Origin of the sequence: Chitinophaga sp. RCC_12 (assembly GCF_041360695.1) — a bacterium.
GTDB lineage: Bacteria > Bacteroidota > Bacteroidia > Chitinophagales > Chitinophagaceae > Chitinophaga.
On record NZ_JBFUPS010000013.1, the window covers coordinates 157151 to 174331 of the forward strand.

A 17181-nucleotide genomic window follows, 5' to 3' on the forward strand; every position below is an offset into this window, starting at 1 on the left:
GATTGTCTTACATAATATACGCAGGTTATGAGCGAACTAACGGAACAACAAATCCGGGAGATGCTGGAGCATTACAGGCTGGGAGAGGCCACCCCGGAGGAATTGGCGTTGCTGGAGTCATGGTACCTTACCTACCGGGAAGAAGGGGCGGCTGCTCCTGATATGATAGCGCGGCTTGCTGCCGTTGACCAGATATGGGAGCGGCTGGAAAATGAATACCGCCCGGTCAAACGCCTGTTTGGATGGCGGCGTAACCTGGTGGCCGCCGCGGCTGTTGCAGTTTTCATGTTAGGGATAGGCGCTTATTTTCTTTACCGCCCGGCGCATACACCGGCAATTTCTGTCAGCCAGCTGGCGGAGAGTAAGAAAGATATTCCTCCCGCCACAAACAAAGCAACCTTATCTGTTGCCGGCAGTGGTACGATGGTGCTGGATTCTTCCAGAACGGGTATTGTGGTGAACAGCGGCGATGTAAGGTATGATGATAACACAAAGCTCAAGGGGGATGCCGCATTAAGCGATGGTATCCGGATGCTGACCTTGCAAACGCCTAAAGGAGGTACCTACCGGCTGGTATTGCCCGACAGCTCTGTCGTTTGGCTCAATGCAGCTTCGCGTTTGGTTTTTCCTTCGAGCTTTGGTGGACAACAGCAGCGGGAAGTGGAGTTGCAGGGAGAAGGCTACTTCGAGGTGGCAAAAAATAAAGCGCAACCCTTTATCGTAAAAAGCCGTGGGCAAAAAGTGGAAGTGCTGGGAACACATTTCAATATCAGCAGTTATACCGATGAGTCGATTACCAAAACAACCCTGCTGGAAGGCAGTATCCGTATCGGTAATGTAGTATTGAAACCCGGGGAGCAGGCGCAGAAAACTGACGCCGGAATTAAAACCATCCTGGTAGATACAGAGGAAGCCATCGGCTGGAAAAACAATTATATCGTTTTCCAGAATGAAAAGATCCAGTCGATCATGCGTAAAATAAGCCGCTGGTATGATATGGAAGTAGTGTATGAAGGAACATTGCCAACCGATGATTTTGGCGGCCGCGTAAGCAGCCGTGCCTATGTTTCACAGGTGTTGAGAAAACTGGAACTGACCAATAAAGTACATTTTAAAATTGTGGGAAGAACAATTACCGTCACCAAATAATAAGTCGCTGCAGGTTTGAAAAATAGCCAGATGTGGTTGCACACAACTGGCTGGCGCCTGGCAGTATTGTCAATAAAATTCCTGATTGTATCAACTATCAACCAAACAAGACAAATGTATAAAAATTATGCGATGAAATCCGGCATGCATCATTTGCATGTCCGTAAAATCCGGCTGATCATGCGATTAACGTCCTGCTTACTGTTCATTATGCTCTTCAGCGCGTCGGCCACCTTTGCCCAGCAGATATCACTCAAGGAAAAAGACGTGGCTATCCGGGTGATCATTACAAAGATCCGGCAGCAGAGCAATTATGAATTTGTGTACACTACCCAGTTGTTGGAAAATACCCACAAAGTAAGTATCAATATAAAAGCGGCTGATATCAGAACCGTATTGGACCTGGTTTTAAAAGACCAGCCACTGTCGTATACCATCGATGATAATACCATCATACTGAGAGAAAAGCCGGTAGGCGCCGTCGCGCCGGCGATCAATTTCGTTGATATCATGGGATTCGTTTCCAACGACCAGGGCGTGGGCCTTCCCGGGGCCACCATCCGGTTGTCGGGCACCCCCATATCAGTGGCAACCGACCAGGGCGGGCTGTACAAAATACTCAGGGTACCCGACGATGGCCGCCTGATATTTTCTTATGTGGGTTACCAGTCCGATACTATTGCCGTAAAAGGCAGAACAGCCATTAATGTGCTGCTCAAGCAAGCGTCCATTGAAATGAAGGGTGTGGCCATCGTTTCAACCGGTTTGCAGGAATTGCCAAGAGAAAGAGCCACGGGGTCTTTTGAAGTCATTTCTAAGGAGCAGCTTCAACACAGCACCGATCCTAACCTGATCCGGCGGTTGGAAGGGATTACTACCTCGCTGGATTTCCGTAACGATCTTCGTCCCATCAATTCAGCTTCGCCCAATGCCAGGCAGTCTCCATTGGCCAACCTCACCATTCGTGGTAAAAATACCCTGAATGACGCAGTGAACGCAGACCTGAACGGTAACTACAGCGGTCAGGTGCTGGTGGTGATCGATGGTATTGCCAGTCCGTACTCCATCGACCGGGTAAACCCTAATGATGTAGAGAACGTAACCATCCTGAAAGATGCCGCTGCCGCCTCTATCTGGGGCTCCCGTGCCGCCAACGGCGTTATTGTTATTAAAACAAAACGTGGCGGATATAACCGCGCTCCACGGGTTACCTTTAACAGCAATATTAATGTCACCGAAAAGGTGGACCTGTTCTACAATAGAACAATGAGCGTTTCTGATTATATTGATGCACAGGCAGCTTATTTTGAACAGCAGAACCGGCCATTGCCGGATCTGAGCATCTCCCACTTATACGGCCAGGAAATAAAATCACCGGTAGCAGAAATTGTAGACGCCTGGAAGTTTAAACATACACTGACCGACGCGCAGGCCAACGCGCAACTGGATGCTTTAAGAAACAATGACATCAGGAAAGATTATGATAAATATTTTCTGAGAAATGCAGTTACCCAAAGTTATTCCCTGGGAGTAGATGGCGGCTCCGAACGCTTTAACTACCGCTTGTCCGGCGGATGGGACAAGACCATCAACAATACAAAAAATTCGGACTACGACCGGATCGCACTCGGTTATTCCATGTCCGTTAAACCGCTTAAAAAACTCGAACTACAGGGAAATATTTCTTACAATGTTCAGCAATACAACGAACAGGCCCCGCAAAACAGGATCACCGGCGCCACCGATGCCACCTTTTATCCTTACTCACGCTTAGCCGATGACCAGGGCAATTACCTGGAACTTGCCAAACTTTACCGCCAGGGTTTTGCCGCTGCGGTGGACAAAGAGTATGGCGATAAATTTTTAAGCTACCGCTATGTGCCGCTGAACGATATCAATGAAGGATACAACAAGCTGAAATCGCAGAATCTGAACCTGGGCATCAACGCCAATTACAGGATATCAAACGGGCTTACCGCACAGCTGACGTATAACTATAACACTGGCAGAAATAATGATAATACCCTTTACCGGCAAAACTCATTTTATATGAGGAACCTGGTCAATTATTTCACCACTTCACCGGCGTCTGTTGATCCCCGGACACTGGAACCAGTGGCGCCTTATAACCGTCAACTGCCTTTAGGCGGCCAATACACGATTATGGAAACCACCTCCAGCAATCATACTTTCAGGGGGCAGTTGAACTTTGACCATACCTGGAAAGAAAAACACCAGTTGTCGGCCATTGCTGGTTTTGATATGGCCCAGTCTTATAGTCTTGCCGCCAGCAACGGTTACTACGGCTATGATGAAGGCACCTTGTATACCAATAACAAGCTGGATTTTAAAACCATGATACCAATTGCTTTTGCAGAAGACTTCAGCGGGTACAATGGTGAATATATTCCCAATCTTTCAACCGGGTTTATCGACAATAAAGTGCGCACTCTCAGCTACTATGCCAATGCGGCGTATACGTATGATGCCAGGTATACGCTTTCAGGTAGTATACGCAAAGATCTTTCCAGTGAATTTGGCCGTGGCACCAACCAGAAAGGGACGCCATTCTATTCTGTAGGCGGCGCCTGGAATATTCACAACGAAAGTTTTTACCACTGGGACCTGGTGCCTTCATTGACCCTCAGAACAACTTATGGTTATAACGGAAACGTAAACCCGCTGATTATTGCGAGGCCACTGATCACTTATTCCACGCTCAATGGTACCAATAATCTTCCGTATGCGTATACTTCCTTCGGCACCGGCATCACCAACAGCCAGTTGCGTCCGGAGCGGACAGGCGTGCTCAATATAGGTGTCGACTTCCAGTTCAAAGGCAACCGGCTTTCCGGTAATATCCAGTACTACAGCAAGAAAACGACCGACCTGATTGCCGGCGGCGCGCTCGATCCCAGCACAGGGTACACCAATATCAATTACAACACAGGCAACCTGCAGGGACATGGGGTAGAGCTCACACTAAACTCGCTGAACGTAAGCGCAGGGGCGTTCAAATGGAACAGCAACCTGTTGTTTGCCTACAACCGCGTGAAGGTAACAAAGCTGTTTGCCACGGCTACCAGCCAGGCCGGTGCGGCAGTGAGTAACAGCACCGGTTCTTATAACGAAGGCTACGACCTGTCACGATTGTTTGGATATCAGTGGGCGGGCCTGGACCCTAAAACCGGCGATCCGCGGGGATACCTGGATGGTAACATTGTAACCATATCCAATTCCCTGGAAGGAGACAACAATTACAAAGCTATTCAGAATGCCCCGCTGGGTACCCTGAAATATTTTGGCAGCGCGGTTCCGGTGTATTATGGGGCATTCAGGAATACATTTTCCTACGCTTCTTTTGCGCTGTCGGCCAACCTGCTTTACAAACTCGGCTACTATGTACGCCGTCCTTTAGCGCAGGTGGTTAACTATGGCAACCTGTATTCCGGTAATAGTTTGCAGGGGGAAGAATATAACAACAGGTGGCAGCGCCCCGGCGATGAAACAAGCACGAATGTGCCGTCGGCCGTCATGTCGACGGGTAACCCCAACCGGGATAACTTTTACTATTACTCGGCCATCAATGTAGTGAAAGGGGATCATATCAGATTACAGGAGATCAACCTGTCTTATACCCTGAAAGTAAAGCCTGGAAGCCGTATTAAAGATCCAAGAGTATATACCAATATCAGCAACCTGGGTATTATCTGGCGCGCCAACGATAAAGGGATAGATCCGGAAGTATTCGATTATCCTTTGCCGCGTACTTATAGCCTGGGATTTTCAACTAACTTTTAATTGAACGAGTCATGAAAAATTATATAAAATATATTCTTTTGACAGTGTGTGTGCTCACCGTCACCGGTTGTCAGAAATATGTAGACATCAAAAAAAGTGGGTCGCAATCTTTTATTGAAACAACAAAAGATTGCCAGCTGATACTGGATAATTATGATCTGTTTAATATCAATTATCCGATAGACGGGGAGATTGCTGCTGATGATTATTACCTGGATGATAACCGTTATAATTCAGATGCGATTACACTGGAAGATAAAGCGCTGTATACCTGGCAGCCTAATGCTATTCGTGCGGCGTCAACACAATGGGTGGCCTCTTACAATAAGATCTATCATTGTAACCTCGTCCTGGAAGCCCTGGAAAAAATTAAGGACACAGACCAGCCGGCAGTGATCAATAACCTGCAGGGCAGCGCCTTATTTCTGCGTGCCTATGCTTTATGGCCTTTGGCACAGGTATATATCAAACCTTATGGCGCCGCTACCATGCAGGAACCTGGCCTTCCTATCCACAGGCGTTCAGATATCAACGATGTTCCGGGCAGGGGCACCGTAAAAGAAACTTATGATGCGATCGTTGATGATCTTACCCGGGCGGCGGGTTTACTGAACAATACTTCCGGTATATCTTCCCGGCCAAACAAAGCAGCAGCACTGGCCATGCTCGCCCGCGTTTATTTATCGATGGAAGATTATCCCAACGCCTTATCCGCCGCCGATGCAGCGCTGAAGCTCAAAAGCGACCTGCTTGATTATAACACACTTGAGTTGGGCAGCTATAATCCTTTTCCGCGTTTCAATAAAGAAGTAATATTCCATTCAGTGATTGACTATCAAAACAGTGTGCTGGAAGTAGGTTTTGGTGATGAGAATAAAGCGTTGATAGACCCTGTGATTATCAGCGCGTATCAGAACGATGATCTTCGTAAACAATTGTTGGTGAAGGAGAACCTGGATGTGCCGGTACCTTCAGGTACGTATCGCTTTGTCGGTAACTATGAAGGAGCAGTAGGTTCTTCCGCTTTGTTTAATGGTCTTGCGGTAGATGAATTGTACCTGGTACGGGCAGAATGTTACGTCCGGGCAGGGCAAACCGCTAATGCAGTGAGCGACATGAACACCTTACTCGCCACCCGTTGGGCAACGGGAGCTTATCCAGGCTTTACCGTGAGCAACGCCACCGATGCGCTTCAAAAAATCCTTTTGGAACGGCGTAAGGAACTGCTGATGAGGGGACTCCGTTGGACGGATCTGCGGAGGCTTAATAAAGACACCCGTTTTGCAAAGAACCTTTCCCGCACTGTAAATGGAACGGCATACAGTCTGCCTGCCAATGATGCCCGTTATACGTTGCTCATACCGCAGGAAGTGATCACCAATTCCAAACTTGCACAAAACATGCGTTAGCCAGTGGTTCACGTGAATTCATAAATTTACGATATATAGTATTTTTTTGAAAAGAGGTTTTGTGATAAAGTGCTGATTTAAAGGAAGGTATGCAGTGGTATGCTTCTTGACTACCAGTACATCATTATGAACAACAGTATTTTAGGATTGCACCATATCACCGCTATTGCGGGAAGTGCGCAGGGAAATTTAGATTTTTATACCAAAGCTTTGGGTTTAAGGTTGGTGAAGAAAACAGTCAACTTTGACGATCCCGGAACTTATCATCTTTACTATGGTGACGAAAGCGGATCTGCCGGAACGATCCTTACCTTTTTTCCGTGGGAAGGAATTGGACAGGGACGTGAAGGTGTTGGAATGGCTACTGAAATTGGGTATGCGGTTCCTGCCGGGAGCCTGGAGTTTTGGTTAGACAGGTTTGCAAAGAAGCAGGTGAAGACCAGCGAAATTGCGGAGCGTTTTGGTGAGCAGTTTCTTTCTTTCCGTGATCCGGATGGTTTGTCGCTCAGCCTCATTGTTCCTAAAGCAGAAGATAACAGGGTACCCTGGGAAACGGATGAAATTAAGAAAGATACTGCTACCAGGGGTTTTCACAGTACCACGCTTACCTTACGGAAAATGGAGGAAACCGCGAAAGTGCTGACCGATATCCTGGGTTATCGTTTTCTTTCTCAGGAGGGTAACCGGTACCGCTTCATTACAGACACCGTAAATACAGCGGCCATCATTGATTTATTGGAAGTTCAGGATGGCCAGAGAGGGATAAATGCTGCAGGAACGAACCATCATGTGGCTTTCCGTGTAAAAGATGAGCAGGTGCAAATGGAGCTCCGCGAAAAAGTACTGAGCAAGAATTTACAGATTACCCCAAAAATTGACAGGGACTATTTCTTCTCGCTGTACTTCCGGGAGCCGGGCGGCGTCCTTTTTGAAATCGCTACAGAGAACCCGGGTTTTACAGTTGATGAACCTTTAAATGAACTGGGTACCCATCTGATGTTGCCTCATCAACATGCGCATCTGAGAGGAGATTTAGAGAAAGTGCTTCCAAAATTAGTATAGTTATGCAGGAAATATTGACAGCAGGAAAGCGCCTTGATGTGGCGGAGAAGGTGCTGATCATGGTACATGGCCGTGGCGGATCAGCGGAGGATATTTTATCGCTGGCGACGGAACTGAATACAGCGGCATTTGCACTTATTGCTCCACAGGCGAAGGGCAATAGCTGGTACCCGCAATCTTTTTTGGCGCCAAGGGAAGGAAATGAACCGTTTCTTTCTGATTCCCTGAAGGTGTTGGGAGATATAGTGGAAGATCTTGAAGAAAAAGGATTCTCAACATCGCAGATCTTCCTGTTGGGATTTTCACAAGGTGCGTGTCTGACACTGGAATTTGCGGCGTCCAATGCTGCAAGGTTTGGCGGTATAGTGGCTTTTACCGGCGGGGTTATAGGAGATCATGTTGACCACCGTAATTACAACGGTGATTTTGATGGGACACCAATTTTCATTGGAAGCAGTGATCCGGATTTTCATGTACCGGTGAGCCGGGTGAAAGAAAGTACCACCTTACTGGAGGCAATGGGAGCGAAGGTAACCGAAATCATTTACCCCAATATGGGACATACAATCAGCCGCCAGGAAATAGCAGCCGTAAACAAATTGATCTTTCACGATTAACGTAATTATAAAAAAGGATTTTCTAAATTTATGAACCCGGGCCAATGAACCAAAATTCAGGAACAGACGTTTAACTATTTATTTACCCTTTAGATCCTTTTCCTATGAGTATTTTAGGTATTGTACACACCATTATCGCCATCGTTGCTTTATTATTTGCTGTAGCGGCCTTGTTGAAAGAAGGTATCATCAACCCTTTCTCCAATGCGGGCAAGACATATAGCATACTGACGGTGATTGCCTCAGTCACTTCCTTTGGGCTTTCCAAAGCAGGTGGCTTTAATCCCGGGCACGGCATCGGGATACTGATACTTATTTTACTCGGAGTGGCCTATTTGCTGGGGCGCAAAGCGTCCGGCAAAAGAAGTTTATTGCTGATACAGGTGCTTTGCATGACGCTTACCCTGTTTCTTTCCCTGATACCTGCCATAAACGAAACCTTACTACGTGTGCCGGTGGGGCACCCGCTGTCCGACGGACCTACTTCTTCAATTGTGCAGAACTGCATTAAGGTGTTGCTGGGATTACTGGTGGTAGGACTGGTACTGCAGTTTTTTAAGGTGCGGCAGCCAGTGAAGTAATCGGACGGGATGGAGCTATTTATAAACAGCCTCCGGGGTCACTGACCCGGAGGCTGTTTTAGTTATATCTGCAGCGTTCCCGGCGGTGATCTTATTTGCCGTCAATTTGTTAAATTGTAGTGAGGATCACTTTTTAAATCGTTTCATGTCCGTAAAAACCATCGGTAGTTATACCCTGTTGCTGCAGCTGTCACTCTTGTTAGCCTGTTGCCTGGCTTCCTGCAGGGATGCGCTTTCCCCGGAAGTTCCCGATCATCCCGGGCTTGTGGATGCTATTATTGACTCGACGAATGACCTGTTAAACGTAGGTAAGGTCCGGGAGTCTGTCCATTACTTCGACTCGGCCTTCCAGCAAATTCATGCTCCCGGACCAATTGATCAGTGGAAAAAATATGGTTTCAAGGCCAATTTCTATTTATACTATGATTTTAACCTGAAAAAGGCCAGGTCAAATGCAGATAGTATGACCCTTATTTTAAAGAGTAAAGTGCAGCAATATAAACCTGAGTATGCCGCCGCGATCTTTGTCCAGGGCCATGTTTTGATGGCAGAAAGAAGATATGCAGAGGCTTTTAAACGCTATTACGATGGGAGGAGCTTCGCCAGGCAGTACCTTGACAGTTGCAGTTATTACGACTTTACCGGCCGGTTAGGTTTGGTCAGGTATAGCCAGGGACAATACCTGAAAGCAATTCCTTATCTGAAGCAGTCACTCATTGAAAATGCCACCTGCAAAACCGATGACGGATTCAATAAGCACTTTACATTCGGACAAAGTACGCTGACCGCCATTGCGCTGGCGTATGAATTCGCCGGTATGCCCGACAGCGCTGTTTATTACTACCGGGAAGGACTGGCTTTTATTGACCGGAATGCTGATAAATACCCCGAAAGAAAAACTTTTATCGAAACAGCCCGTGGGATAATTTATGGCAATCTTGGTGGCGCCTTTGTCAAGTTGCATCAGTATGAGGAGGCAGAGCGCTATTTAAAGGAAAGTATACAGATCAACAGCGTTCCGGATCATGACTTCCAGGATGCGCAAACAGCAAAGCTGAAGCTGGCAGATCTCTATATCAGGACTTCCCGGTTGAAAGCCGCCAATGAGCTGCTGGACCAGGTGGCGTTATTCCTGGGTGAAAAAGGAAATAACCCTACCAAAGAAGGCTTACGTATGAGATGGTATAAAATAAAGTGGAGTTACTATGACAGGTCCGGTCAATACTTATTGGCCTATCCATACCTGCAGGAGTTTCAAAAAGCCCAGGATTCTGTCGATCAGATTAATGCCGGACTAAAGGACATCGACATGGACATCATCTTTAAAGATACCGAGCAGCAATATAAACTGGCTTTATTAAAAAAAGATAATGAATTGAAATCGGGATATCTGCTTGCATTTGTGGTTTTTTCGCTCATGGTGGTGATAATCCTGGGAGGAGTATGGTATAGCCTGAGACGTTCGAAAGAACTCAATAATAAGCTGGGCCAGAAAAATGAACAACTTCAGATGGCGCTTCGTTCCCTGGAGCAAAGTCAGCTGGACAATACCCGCATCATGAAGGTGGTGGCACACGACCTGAGAAACCCCATAGCAGCGGCCGTCAGCATTTCTACCTTGTTGCTTGAAAGTAAGCAGTTGCAGCAGGGAGATAAAGAAATGCTTGAACTGATGAAGACTTCCAGTCTTCACTCACTGGATATGATAGCCGACCTGCTGAACATGAATATCACCGCAGCAGGATTGAAGAAAGAACCTGTTGAAATGCATACCCTGCTTCGTTACTGTATAGACCTGTTAAAGTTTAAATCGGCTGAAAAGCAACAAATGATCACCCTGCATACCAAAGAAACGGTGATCAATATAAACCGGGAAAAAATCTGGAGGGTGGTCAGCAATATAATTGCAAATGCGATAAAGTTCAGTCCCAAAGGCGCCGTGATTAATGTTGCACTGCACGACCGGCAAGACACTGTTTTGATCAGCGTAGCTGATCATGGCATAGGGATTCCTGACAATTTGAAGGATAGAGTTTTCAGTATGTTTACAGACGCCAAAAGGCGGGGAACATCGGGAGAGCAATCTTTTGGCTTAGGTTTGGCTATTTCCCGGCAGATCGTAGAAGCACATGAAGGCAAGATCTGGTTTGAAAGCAATTCCGATGCCGGTACTACCTTTTATGTAGAGCTGCCAAAAAGATCATAAAGAAAAAGAGTCGTCTTTTGAGACGGCTTATATTATTATACACTGATATAAATTTCCATGGGGAACTGCAATGCCTCTGTCCATTTTTGCATCGTGCTTATCATGATGTAACCGAAGCATTAAGATTATTGCTTCAAAACGGAAAACCCGTCATGAAAATGTTCAGGCTGGCCTCCGGAAACCCACAGTTGGCTTAATCCATATCCTTTCAGACTGCTATCTGCCATAAACACAAAAAAAAACTTTCCTGCTATCCTGGTAGAGCCGGAAGTCTTGTCACGGTCAAACCGCAATGTTCCGGACTCCCGGGCGTAATAAGAAGTCGTCTCCAAAAGAAGCCCCGACCCGGCAGGAATATGCACCTGTCCGTTTATCAGAAAGTTGAATTGTGCAATTCCGGTATAGCCATTTTGATAATAGTCAATTCCTTTCCAGGTGGTGCCTTCTATTACCTGTTCTGTTTCTGTTTTATTGATTTCACTGTGGATAATTTTCCAGGCTGATTGACTAAACGTAAAATCTGTCAATTCCCCTTCTACAGCAATCTTTGCCGACACCTGTGAGGCTGCCGCGTTAAATCCAAACGAGATAGTGCCGGCATTTTTGTCGACAGTGTATTTGCCGTTGTAAGTACCTGAATATTCCCTCCAAATCAAAGTACCGTCCTCTTTAAAAGTCATATTAAACGGTTCTGTTACCGGCTTGCTTGCATATTTGAATTCACCACACCAGGTTTTGTTTCTGAAAAGTTCACTATACTTATCCCCCTGGCCGGGATTATTATTGCTTTTACTACAACCGGCTATTGCCACGATAGCTGCTATCAATAGCAAGGCAACGAATAATTTGGTTTTCATCACTAAACATTTAATAAAATGCAAAAAAGAAATAGCTGCTACCTGATAATTAAGGTTAAACGGTATGTGGAATTTATGCTTTTTACTACAGCGCTGACAGGGGCAACCAGCAGTTTACGGGTTTCATTTATTATTTGGCGCAATAGGGGATGTAACTGGTAAAGGTAATAAAAAGATAGTCAAAATACTTCTTTTCTCCTTAATACGTTTTATACACCACCTTACAACCCGTTAACCCTTTCAAATGGGCATGTTCTATTATGTAGGCATAAGTCCCATGCTGGCGGGTTTCTTTTATAATTTCTCCGGTCTGTTTTTGCTGGTAGCTTTCAAATAAACGGCCATAAGCAGCGCTTCGTTCGTCGTAGTCAGTAATAGTCAAGGGTAGCTGCCAACCGGTATTGGAATAGCGCCGTTTAAACTGCATGCGGTCTTTTTCCTTGCTGAAGCAGGAGTAATATACATTTCCATCTTTTTCTTCCAGGGTAAATTCAAGGCCGGTATTTAACTTTTTCTTCCGGTAACTTTCCGGTGAAAGATGGTATTCTTCAATCAGGAAGAACGTTTTATTAAGCATTTTATAAACCCTTAACCAGTTGGGACTATATGCGATGATCGTATCCATATTGTAGTCGAGCGACACATTGCCTGCTTTAACGGGAATGGTTTGCTGGTATGTTATGGCATGCTGCCTGGTATCAAAGCCGAAATCTGCCTGATTGTTATCGGTGATGGTAACAGTTGAATATGCTTCCGCATCGAAAGGAATATAGCGCTCCCAATCCCTTTCTGCGGAAGGTTGTTGCCTTTTTATTAAAACAGCCGTCAATTGTCCGGCAGTATTAAACTGGTATTCCAATGAACGTTGTTTTTCATCATCCGGGCTTATAAAAATTGATTGTACGTTAGCGTAATCCAGGAATTGAAGGGGGAGGTAATGATCTTCAAAAATATGGTGAAGCATAAATTCGTTCATCTGGCTGGGTACACCAGGGGCAATGGGATTGGTTTTAGCAGGATGTATATACCGTTCTATTTTAAGTGAATCGATCTGGAAGCGGTCATATTCATATGAATTGAGCGCTGTTGGCCGGTTCTGCTGATCCGGCATCTCTATCATTACATCGGAAGTTGCCGTTGTTTGCGTTTGCCAGAAACGAATAGTATACTGTTTCTTCTCATTTCCTTCTGAAGGATTGATAAAACAAAAAACAAACCTTCCCTCCGGATAGGGCGACGGTGGAGTAGTTGATAATGCGGTATTCCGCTTCTCCAGGTAAGCATATCTTTTTTGCAGGAATGTTTTGTTGTCAGGACCTTTCGCCAGTGCGGCGCTGTCGGTCAACTGGTAGCGGGAGGCAGCACTGCTCAATACCATTTTTGCCGTTGGGAAAGAATAAGTTTGGAATAATAACGCGGTAACACGTCCGTAATAATACACCAGGAGGATCTTATCACCTTTTGCATTATTGGTTACTACCGTGTCTTCGTTGTAATCATTATTGTCCAGGAGGTGTGCGTTTTTAAATCCTTTTTTTGCCAGGTATTGTTTAACGTTCTCACCGGCATTGAAAGTACTTTCCAGGTCTTTTATGGAAAGCGTTTGTATGGGGGCCGTTTGGGTTTTCTGTGCAAAGCTCTGGGAAAACAAAGAAAGGACGCCGAATAAAATAATCAGGTGTTTTTTCATAGTTATTAAAAGAAAGTATTGACCTAAGCTAACTTAATAGTTAAGATTGCCCAAAAAAAGTTTGATATACTTCCCGGAAAGTTCACCATGTTGCAGGTGTGGATTTATAATCTTTAGATAGTAAATTTGTAAAAAAGTAATAATGGCTGATATCGGTACCAAACGGATAAAAAGGAGTGAGGAAATAACCAGTCAATACTTCGCGCTGTTGGATAAGCACCTCGATGACCTGGTGAAGGGGAGAGCGATGGAAATGATGGAGCTGAATGAAATCGCAGCTGAGTTATTCGTTTCCCATAAGCACCTGACCGATACTATCAGGCAAACAATGGGAGCTCATCCCTGTCATTTCTACGATCAGAAAATTATTGAAAAAGCCAAACAACTGCTGCAGGAAACCAACGCGTCTATTGCGCATATCGCCATCACCCTGACCTACGACCCGTCTAATTTTTCAAAATTCTTCAAAAAGTATGTAAAGTTAACACCTGATCAGTGGCGGAAAAATAACCTGCCGGGTTGAAAGTTCCGAAAAGTTCACCACGATAAACCTGCCGGACCTGCAGATCTTTGCCGTAATTAAAAACAACTCATATGGCAAGAAACGATTTAAATGGAAAAGTGGTTTTAATCGCGGGTGGAGCGAAGAACCTGGGCGGACTATTAAGCCGTAATTTTGCAGAAAAGGGGGCCAGACTGGCCATTCACTACAACAGCGAAAACACAAAGGCTGACGCAGAAAAAACACTGGCTGATGTACAATCCCTGGGAGCGGAGGCATTCCTGTTCCAGGCAGACCTCACTGACGTAAATAACATTGTTAAATTCTTTGATGAAGCTATTGATAAATTTGGCGGAATAGACATCGCCATCAATACCGTTGGCAAGGTGTTGAAGAAACCTTATGTAGATACCACCGAAGCGGAATACGACAGCATGTCCGACATCAACTCCAAAGTAGCCTATTTCTTTATCCAGGAAGCGGGTAAAAAATTGAATGCCAACGGTAAGATATGTACCATCGTTACCTCTCTGCTGGCGGCATTTACAGGATACTATTCCACTTATGCCGGGATGAAAGCGCCAGTGGAAGATTTCACCCGTGCCGGATCAAAAGAGTTTGGCAGCCGTGGTATTTCAGTAACGGCGGTGGCACCCGGGCCAATGGATACCCCGTTTTTTTACGGACAGGAAAGTGCGGAGGCCGTAGCTTATCATAAATCAGCTTCTGCATTAGGCGGACTTACCGATATCAAAGATATCGCTCCTTTGGTAGAGTTCCTGGTTACGGATGGCTGGTGGATTACCGGGCAAACCATTTTTGCAAATGGTGGATATACAACACGGTAATTTTATCAATATAAATATGTTCTCCGGTATTCGCTGGGCGTTTGTTCTTTAACTTCTTTAAACTGTTTACTGAAATGCGCCCAGCTTTTATAACCACTTTCATAACATATATCCAGTATCGGCTGCGTGGTGGATGTAAGCAGCTTACAGGCATGGCTGATACGTAAATCCCTCAGAAAATCGAAATATGTTTTTTTGATATTTTTTTTAAAGAACCGGCAGAAGTTGGGCACGCTCATATTCGCAATACCCGCCACTTCTTCCAGGGTCACTTTTTCGAGATAGTGTTTAAAAGAGAAATCAATAATTTTCTCAATAACCGGGTTGAGCACATTGCCGGTGTCGGTGAAATCTTCTGTCAGTATTTTATATTGGGTGGAATGACCTATCTGATGCAGGCATTGCAGTAAAAGCATCAGCTTATCAAACCCTTTTTCGTGGTGTATCTGCTGCATGCTTTCCGATACGTCCTTTTTCAGGGCGTGTTCCAATTGTATGCCGTTGTTCTTTTGCAGCAACGATTGGATCGTTTTCATTTCTGCCATTTGCAGCAACCCTTCTCCCCAGCAATCCCTGGTGAAATGTATAACCAGGGCGGCCCCCCTCATTTTAGGATGACTTTTCCTGAACCAATGCGGAAGATTACCCGCCATGAAAAATACATCGTTCACCGTGTAGTCGCTTACATAGTCGCCGATCATGGCGGTGCCATGTCCTTTTAATATCAGGATCAATTCGTATTCAGGATGCTTGTGCCAGTTGGTTTCAAACTGCGGCGTTTCATAAATACGGCAGGCAAAACTCTGGCTGGAGTCATTGGTGATTTTTTGAAGAATCGTTTTCATGCAGGCTTAAGATAACCCATCTTATCATATAAATGACTGAATTTATCAAATTATTGATAAGATAGCATATTTTCTTTCAAAAATAACGGTTGATAACCTTTTAAATTCAGGCAATATTTGCGTATTAAAACACGGATATGAAAATAATTACTGGAAAGAAAGAATTTTTTAGCGGCATTACTGCCGTGCAATATGAAGGACCACGTACAGATAATCCTTTAGCTTACCGCTGGTATGATGAAAACAAAGTCGTAGCCGGCAAATCCATGAAAGAGTGGTTACGCTTTGCGGTCGCCTACTGGCATTCCTTTAACGGAACCGGCGCCGATCCCTTTGGCGAAGCAACACATATTTTTGAATGGGATAAAAATGCCGACCCCATTGAGCGCGCAAAAGATAAGGCCGATGCCGCTTTTGAACTGATTACCAAACTCAATCTGCCTTACTATTGCTTTCATGATGTAGATGTGGTTGATTACACCAACAACATCGCAGATAATGAAAAGCGCCTGCAAACGCTTACGCAGTACCTGAAGCAGAAGCAGGAGGAAAGCGGCGTTAAGTTGTTGTGGGGTACCGCCAACCTGTTCAGTCATCGCCGCTATATGAACGGCGCCGCTACCAATCCCGATTTCCACGTGCTCAGCCACGCCGCAGCCCAGGTAAAAGCTGCGCTCGATGCTACCATCGCACTCGGAGGAGAGAACTATGTTTTCTGGGGCGGTCGTGAAGGCTATATGAGCCTCTTAAACACAGACATGAAGCGGGAAAAGGAACACCTGGCCAGGTTCCTGCAGGCGTCAAGAGATTATGCACGCAAAAATGGCTTTACAGGTACCTTCTTTATTGAGCCTAAACCATGCGAACCTACCAAGCACCAATATGATTATGATGCAGAAACGGTGATCGGTTTCCTCCGTCAGTACGACCTGCTGAATGACTTCAAACTCAATCTCGAAGTAAACCACGCAACACTGGCAGGCCATACTTTCCAGCATGAGCTGCAGGTAGCCATAGACGCCGGTTTACTCGGAAGCATGGATGCCAACAGGGGCGACTACCAGAATGGCTGGGATACAGATCAGTTCCCGACCAACCTCAACGAACTTACCGAGGCCATGCTGATTATCCTCGAAGGCGGTGGCTTTAAAGGCGGTGGCATTAACTTCGATGCGAAGATCCGGAGAAACTCTACCGATCCCGCCGACATTTTCTATGCGCATATTGGTGGCGTCGACAGCTTCGCCCGCGCACTGATCACTGCCGATGCCATCCTGGAGAAAAGCGACTACCGGAAAATACGCCAGGATCGTTACGCCTCTTTCAATGTTGATACAGCCAAAGCTTTTGAATCAGGACAGGCAGGCCTGGAAGAACTGCGCGCCTTTGCAATTGCCCAGGGAGAACCAGCAGTGAAGAGCGGCAGACAAGAGTACCTGGAAAATGTTATCAATAATTATCTGTAGAACGTTTTTATAAAACACCTTCCTGACTCCGCCGGTATTTACCCGGCGGAGTTTTTTTTGCCTGCAAATGAGTAACAAACAACCGGTCAAAACATTTTTACCCTTCATTTCAACATTTGTACCTGCCGGTTGGAGGAGCGCGGAATTA

General features: G+C 45.6%; 13 protein-coding genes. 10 read left to right on the plus strand and 3 right to left on the minus strand.

Annotation, left to right across the window (positions count from 1 at the left end; translation table 11 throughout):
• Window positions 1-27 precede the first annotated feature (27 nt).
• The 7 genes from AB6805_RS29150 to AB6805_RS29180 all read left to right on the plus strand — a co-directional run bounded on the left by AB6805_RS29150 (window position 28) and on the right by AB6805_RS29180 (window position 10825).
• Window positions 28-1149, plus strand: a complete 1122-nt coding sequence (locus AB6805_RS29150) for a FecR family protein (RefSeq protein ID WP_370912961.1) — start codon at window positions 28-30, stop codon at window positions 1147-1149.
• A gap of 30 nt (window positions 1150-1179) precedes the next feature.
• Entirely contained in the window at window positions 1180-4950 is a 3771-nt protein-coding gene (locus tag AB6805_RS29155) for a SusC/RagA family TonB-linked outer membrane protein (RefSeq protein ID WP_370912962.1), read from the plus strand.
• An 11-nt stretch (window positions 4951-4961) separates the two neighbouring features.
• Complete coding sequence (locus tag AB6805_RS29160) at window positions 4962-6359, plus strand: RagB/SusD family nutrient uptake outer membrane protein (RefSeq protein WP_370912963.1); 1398 nt, start codon at window positions 4962-4964, stop codon at window positions 6357-6359.
• A gap of 126 nt (window positions 6360-6485) precedes the next feature.
• A complete protein-coding gene (locus AB6805_RS29165) occupies window positions 6486-7421 on the plus strand; it encodes a ring-cleaving dioxygenase (protein ID WP_370912964.1) in 936 nt (311 codons plus the stop codon).
• Between the two features lie 2 nt (window positions 7422-7423).
• Window positions 7424-8038 carry an alpha/beta hydrolase gene (locus AB6805_RS29170; RefSeq protein ID WP_370912965.1) on the plus strand — a complete coding sequence of 205 codons (615 nt, stop codon included), beginning with the start codon at window positions 7424-7426 and terminating at the stop codon, window positions 8036-8038.
• 104 nt (window positions 8039-8142) lie between these two features.
• Window positions 8143-8619: a hypothetical protein gene (locus AB6805_RS29175; RefSeq protein ID WP_370912966.1), complete on the plus strand. Its 477-nt coding sequence runs from the start codon at window positions 8143-8145 to the stop codon at window positions 8617-8619.
• Window positions 8620-8764: 145 nt separating this feature from the next.
• Complete coding sequence (locus AB6805_RS29180; RefSeq protein ID WP_370912967.1) at window positions 8765-10825, plus strand: ATP-binding protein; 2061 nt, start codon at window positions 8765-8767, stop codon at window positions 10823-10825.
• A gap of 125 nt (window positions 10826-10950) precedes the next feature.
• On the opposite strand, the gene AB6805_RS29185 is transcribed toward AB6805_RS29180, so the two are convergent.
• Together AB6805_RS29185 and AB6805_RS29190 are read right to left on the minus strand one after the other, a co-directional pair.
• Window positions 10951-11682, minus strand: coding sequence for a hypothetical protein (locus AB6805_RS29185; RefSeq protein ID WP_370912968.1), 732 nt, complete (start codon window positions 11680-11682; stop codon window positions 10951-10953).
• A 199-nt stretch (window positions 11683-11881) separates the two neighbouring features.
• Window positions 11882-13372 carry a hypothetical protein gene (locus AB6805_RS29190; protein WP_370912969.1) on the minus strand — a complete coding sequence of 497 codons (1491 nt, stop codon included), beginning with the start codon at window positions 13370-13372 and terminating at the stop codon, window positions 11882-11884.
• A 142-nt stretch (window positions 13373-13514) separates the two neighbouring features.
• On the opposite strand from AB6805_RS29190, the gene AB6805_RS29195 reads away from it, so the two are divergent.
• Both AB6805_RS29195 and AB6805_RS29200 read left to right on the plus strand, forming a co-directional pair.
• Window positions 13515-13895 (plus strand): helix-turn-helix domain-containing protein, encoded by a 381-nt coding sequence (locus tag AB6805_RS29195; RefSeq protein ID WP_370912970.1) that lies wholly within the window; start codon window positions 13515-13517, stop codon window positions 13893-13895.
• Between the two features lie 71 nt (window positions 13896-13966).
• Complete coding sequence (locus AB6805_RS29200; RefSeq protein WP_370912971.1) at window positions 13967-14722, plus strand: SDR family oxidoreductase; 756 nt, start codon at window positions 13967-13969, stop codon at window positions 14720-14722.
• Between the two features lie 5 nt (window positions 14723-14727).
• Here the strand turns inward: AB6805_RS29200 and AB6805_RS29205 are convergent, their stop codons facing one another.
• The gene (locus AB6805_RS29205) at window positions 14728-15567 is read right to left on the minus strand and encodes an AraC family transcriptional regulator (RefSeq protein ID WP_370912972.1); all 840 of its coding nucleotides are present in this window, start codon (window positions 15565-15567) and stop codon (window positions 14728-14730) included.
• 137 nt (window positions 15568-15704) lie between these two features.
• Here AB6805_RS29205 and xylA point away from each other — a divergent pair, with 137 nt between their 5' ends.
• The gene (xylA, locus tag AB6805_RS29210; RefSeq protein ID WP_370912973.1) at window positions 15705-17033 is read left to right on the plus strand and encodes a xylose isomerase; all 1329 of its coding nucleotides are present in this window, start codon (window positions 15705-15707) and stop codon (window positions 17031-17033) included.
• The last annotated feature ends 148 nt before the right edge of the window (window positions 17034-17181 follow it).

What these genes read in the sequence shown, in the direction of transcription:
- AB6805_RS29150 (WP_370912961.1), top strand. Translation starts at nt 28, where the DNA reads ATGAGCGAACTAACGGAACAACAAATCCGGGAGATGCTGGAGCATTAC.
- AB6805_RS29155 (WP_370912962.1), top strand. Translation starts at nt 1,180, where the DNA reads ATGTGGTTGCACACAACTGGCTGGCGCCTGGCAGTATTGTCAATAAAA.
- AB6805_RS29160 (WP_370912963.1), top strand. Translation starts at nt 4,962, where the DNA reads ATGAAAAATTATATAAAATATATTCTTTTGACAGTGTGTGTGCTCACC.
- AB6805_RS29165 (WP_370912964.1), top strand. Translation starts at nt 6,486, where the DNA reads ATGAACAACAGTATTTTAGGATTGCACCATATCACCGCTATTGCGGGA.
- AB6805_RS29170 (WP_370912965.1), top strand. Translation starts at nt 7,424, where the DNA reads ATGCAGGAAATATTGACAGCAGGAAAGCGCCTTGATGTGGCGGAGAAG.
- AB6805_RS29175 (WP_370912966.1), top strand. Translation starts at nt 8,143, where the DNA reads ATGAGTATTTTAGGTATTGTACACACCATTATCGCCATCGTTGCTTTA.
- AB6805_RS29180 (WP_370912967.1), top strand. Translation starts at nt 8,765, where the DNA reads ATGTCCGTAAAAACCATCGGTAGTTATACCCTGTTGCTGCAGCTGTCA.
- AB6805_RS29185 (WP_370912968.1), bottom strand. Translation starts at nt 11,682, where the DNA reads ATGAAAACCAAATTATTCGTTGCCTTGCTATTGATAGCAGCTATCGTG.
- AB6805_RS29190 (WP_370912969.1), bottom strand. Translation starts at nt 13,372, where the DNA reads ATGAAAAAACACCTGATTATTTTATTCGGCGTCCTTTCTTTGTTTTCC.
- AB6805_RS29195 (WP_370912970.1), top strand. Translation starts at nt 13,515, where the DNA reads ATGGCTGATATCGGTACCAAACGGATAAAAAGGAGTGAGGAAATAACC.
- AB6805_RS29200 (WP_370912971.1), top strand. Translation starts at nt 13,967, where the DNA reads ATGGCAAGAAACGATTTAAATGGAAAAGTGGTTTTAATCGCGGGTGGA.
- AB6805_RS29205 (WP_370912972.1), bottom strand. Translation starts at nt 15,567, where the DNA reads ATGAAAACGATTCTTCAAAAAATCACCAATGACTCCAGCCAGAGTTTT.
- xylA (WP_370912973.1), top strand. Translation starts at nt 15,705, where the DNA reads ATGAAAATAATTACTGGAAAGAAAGAATTTTTTAGCGGCATTACTGCC.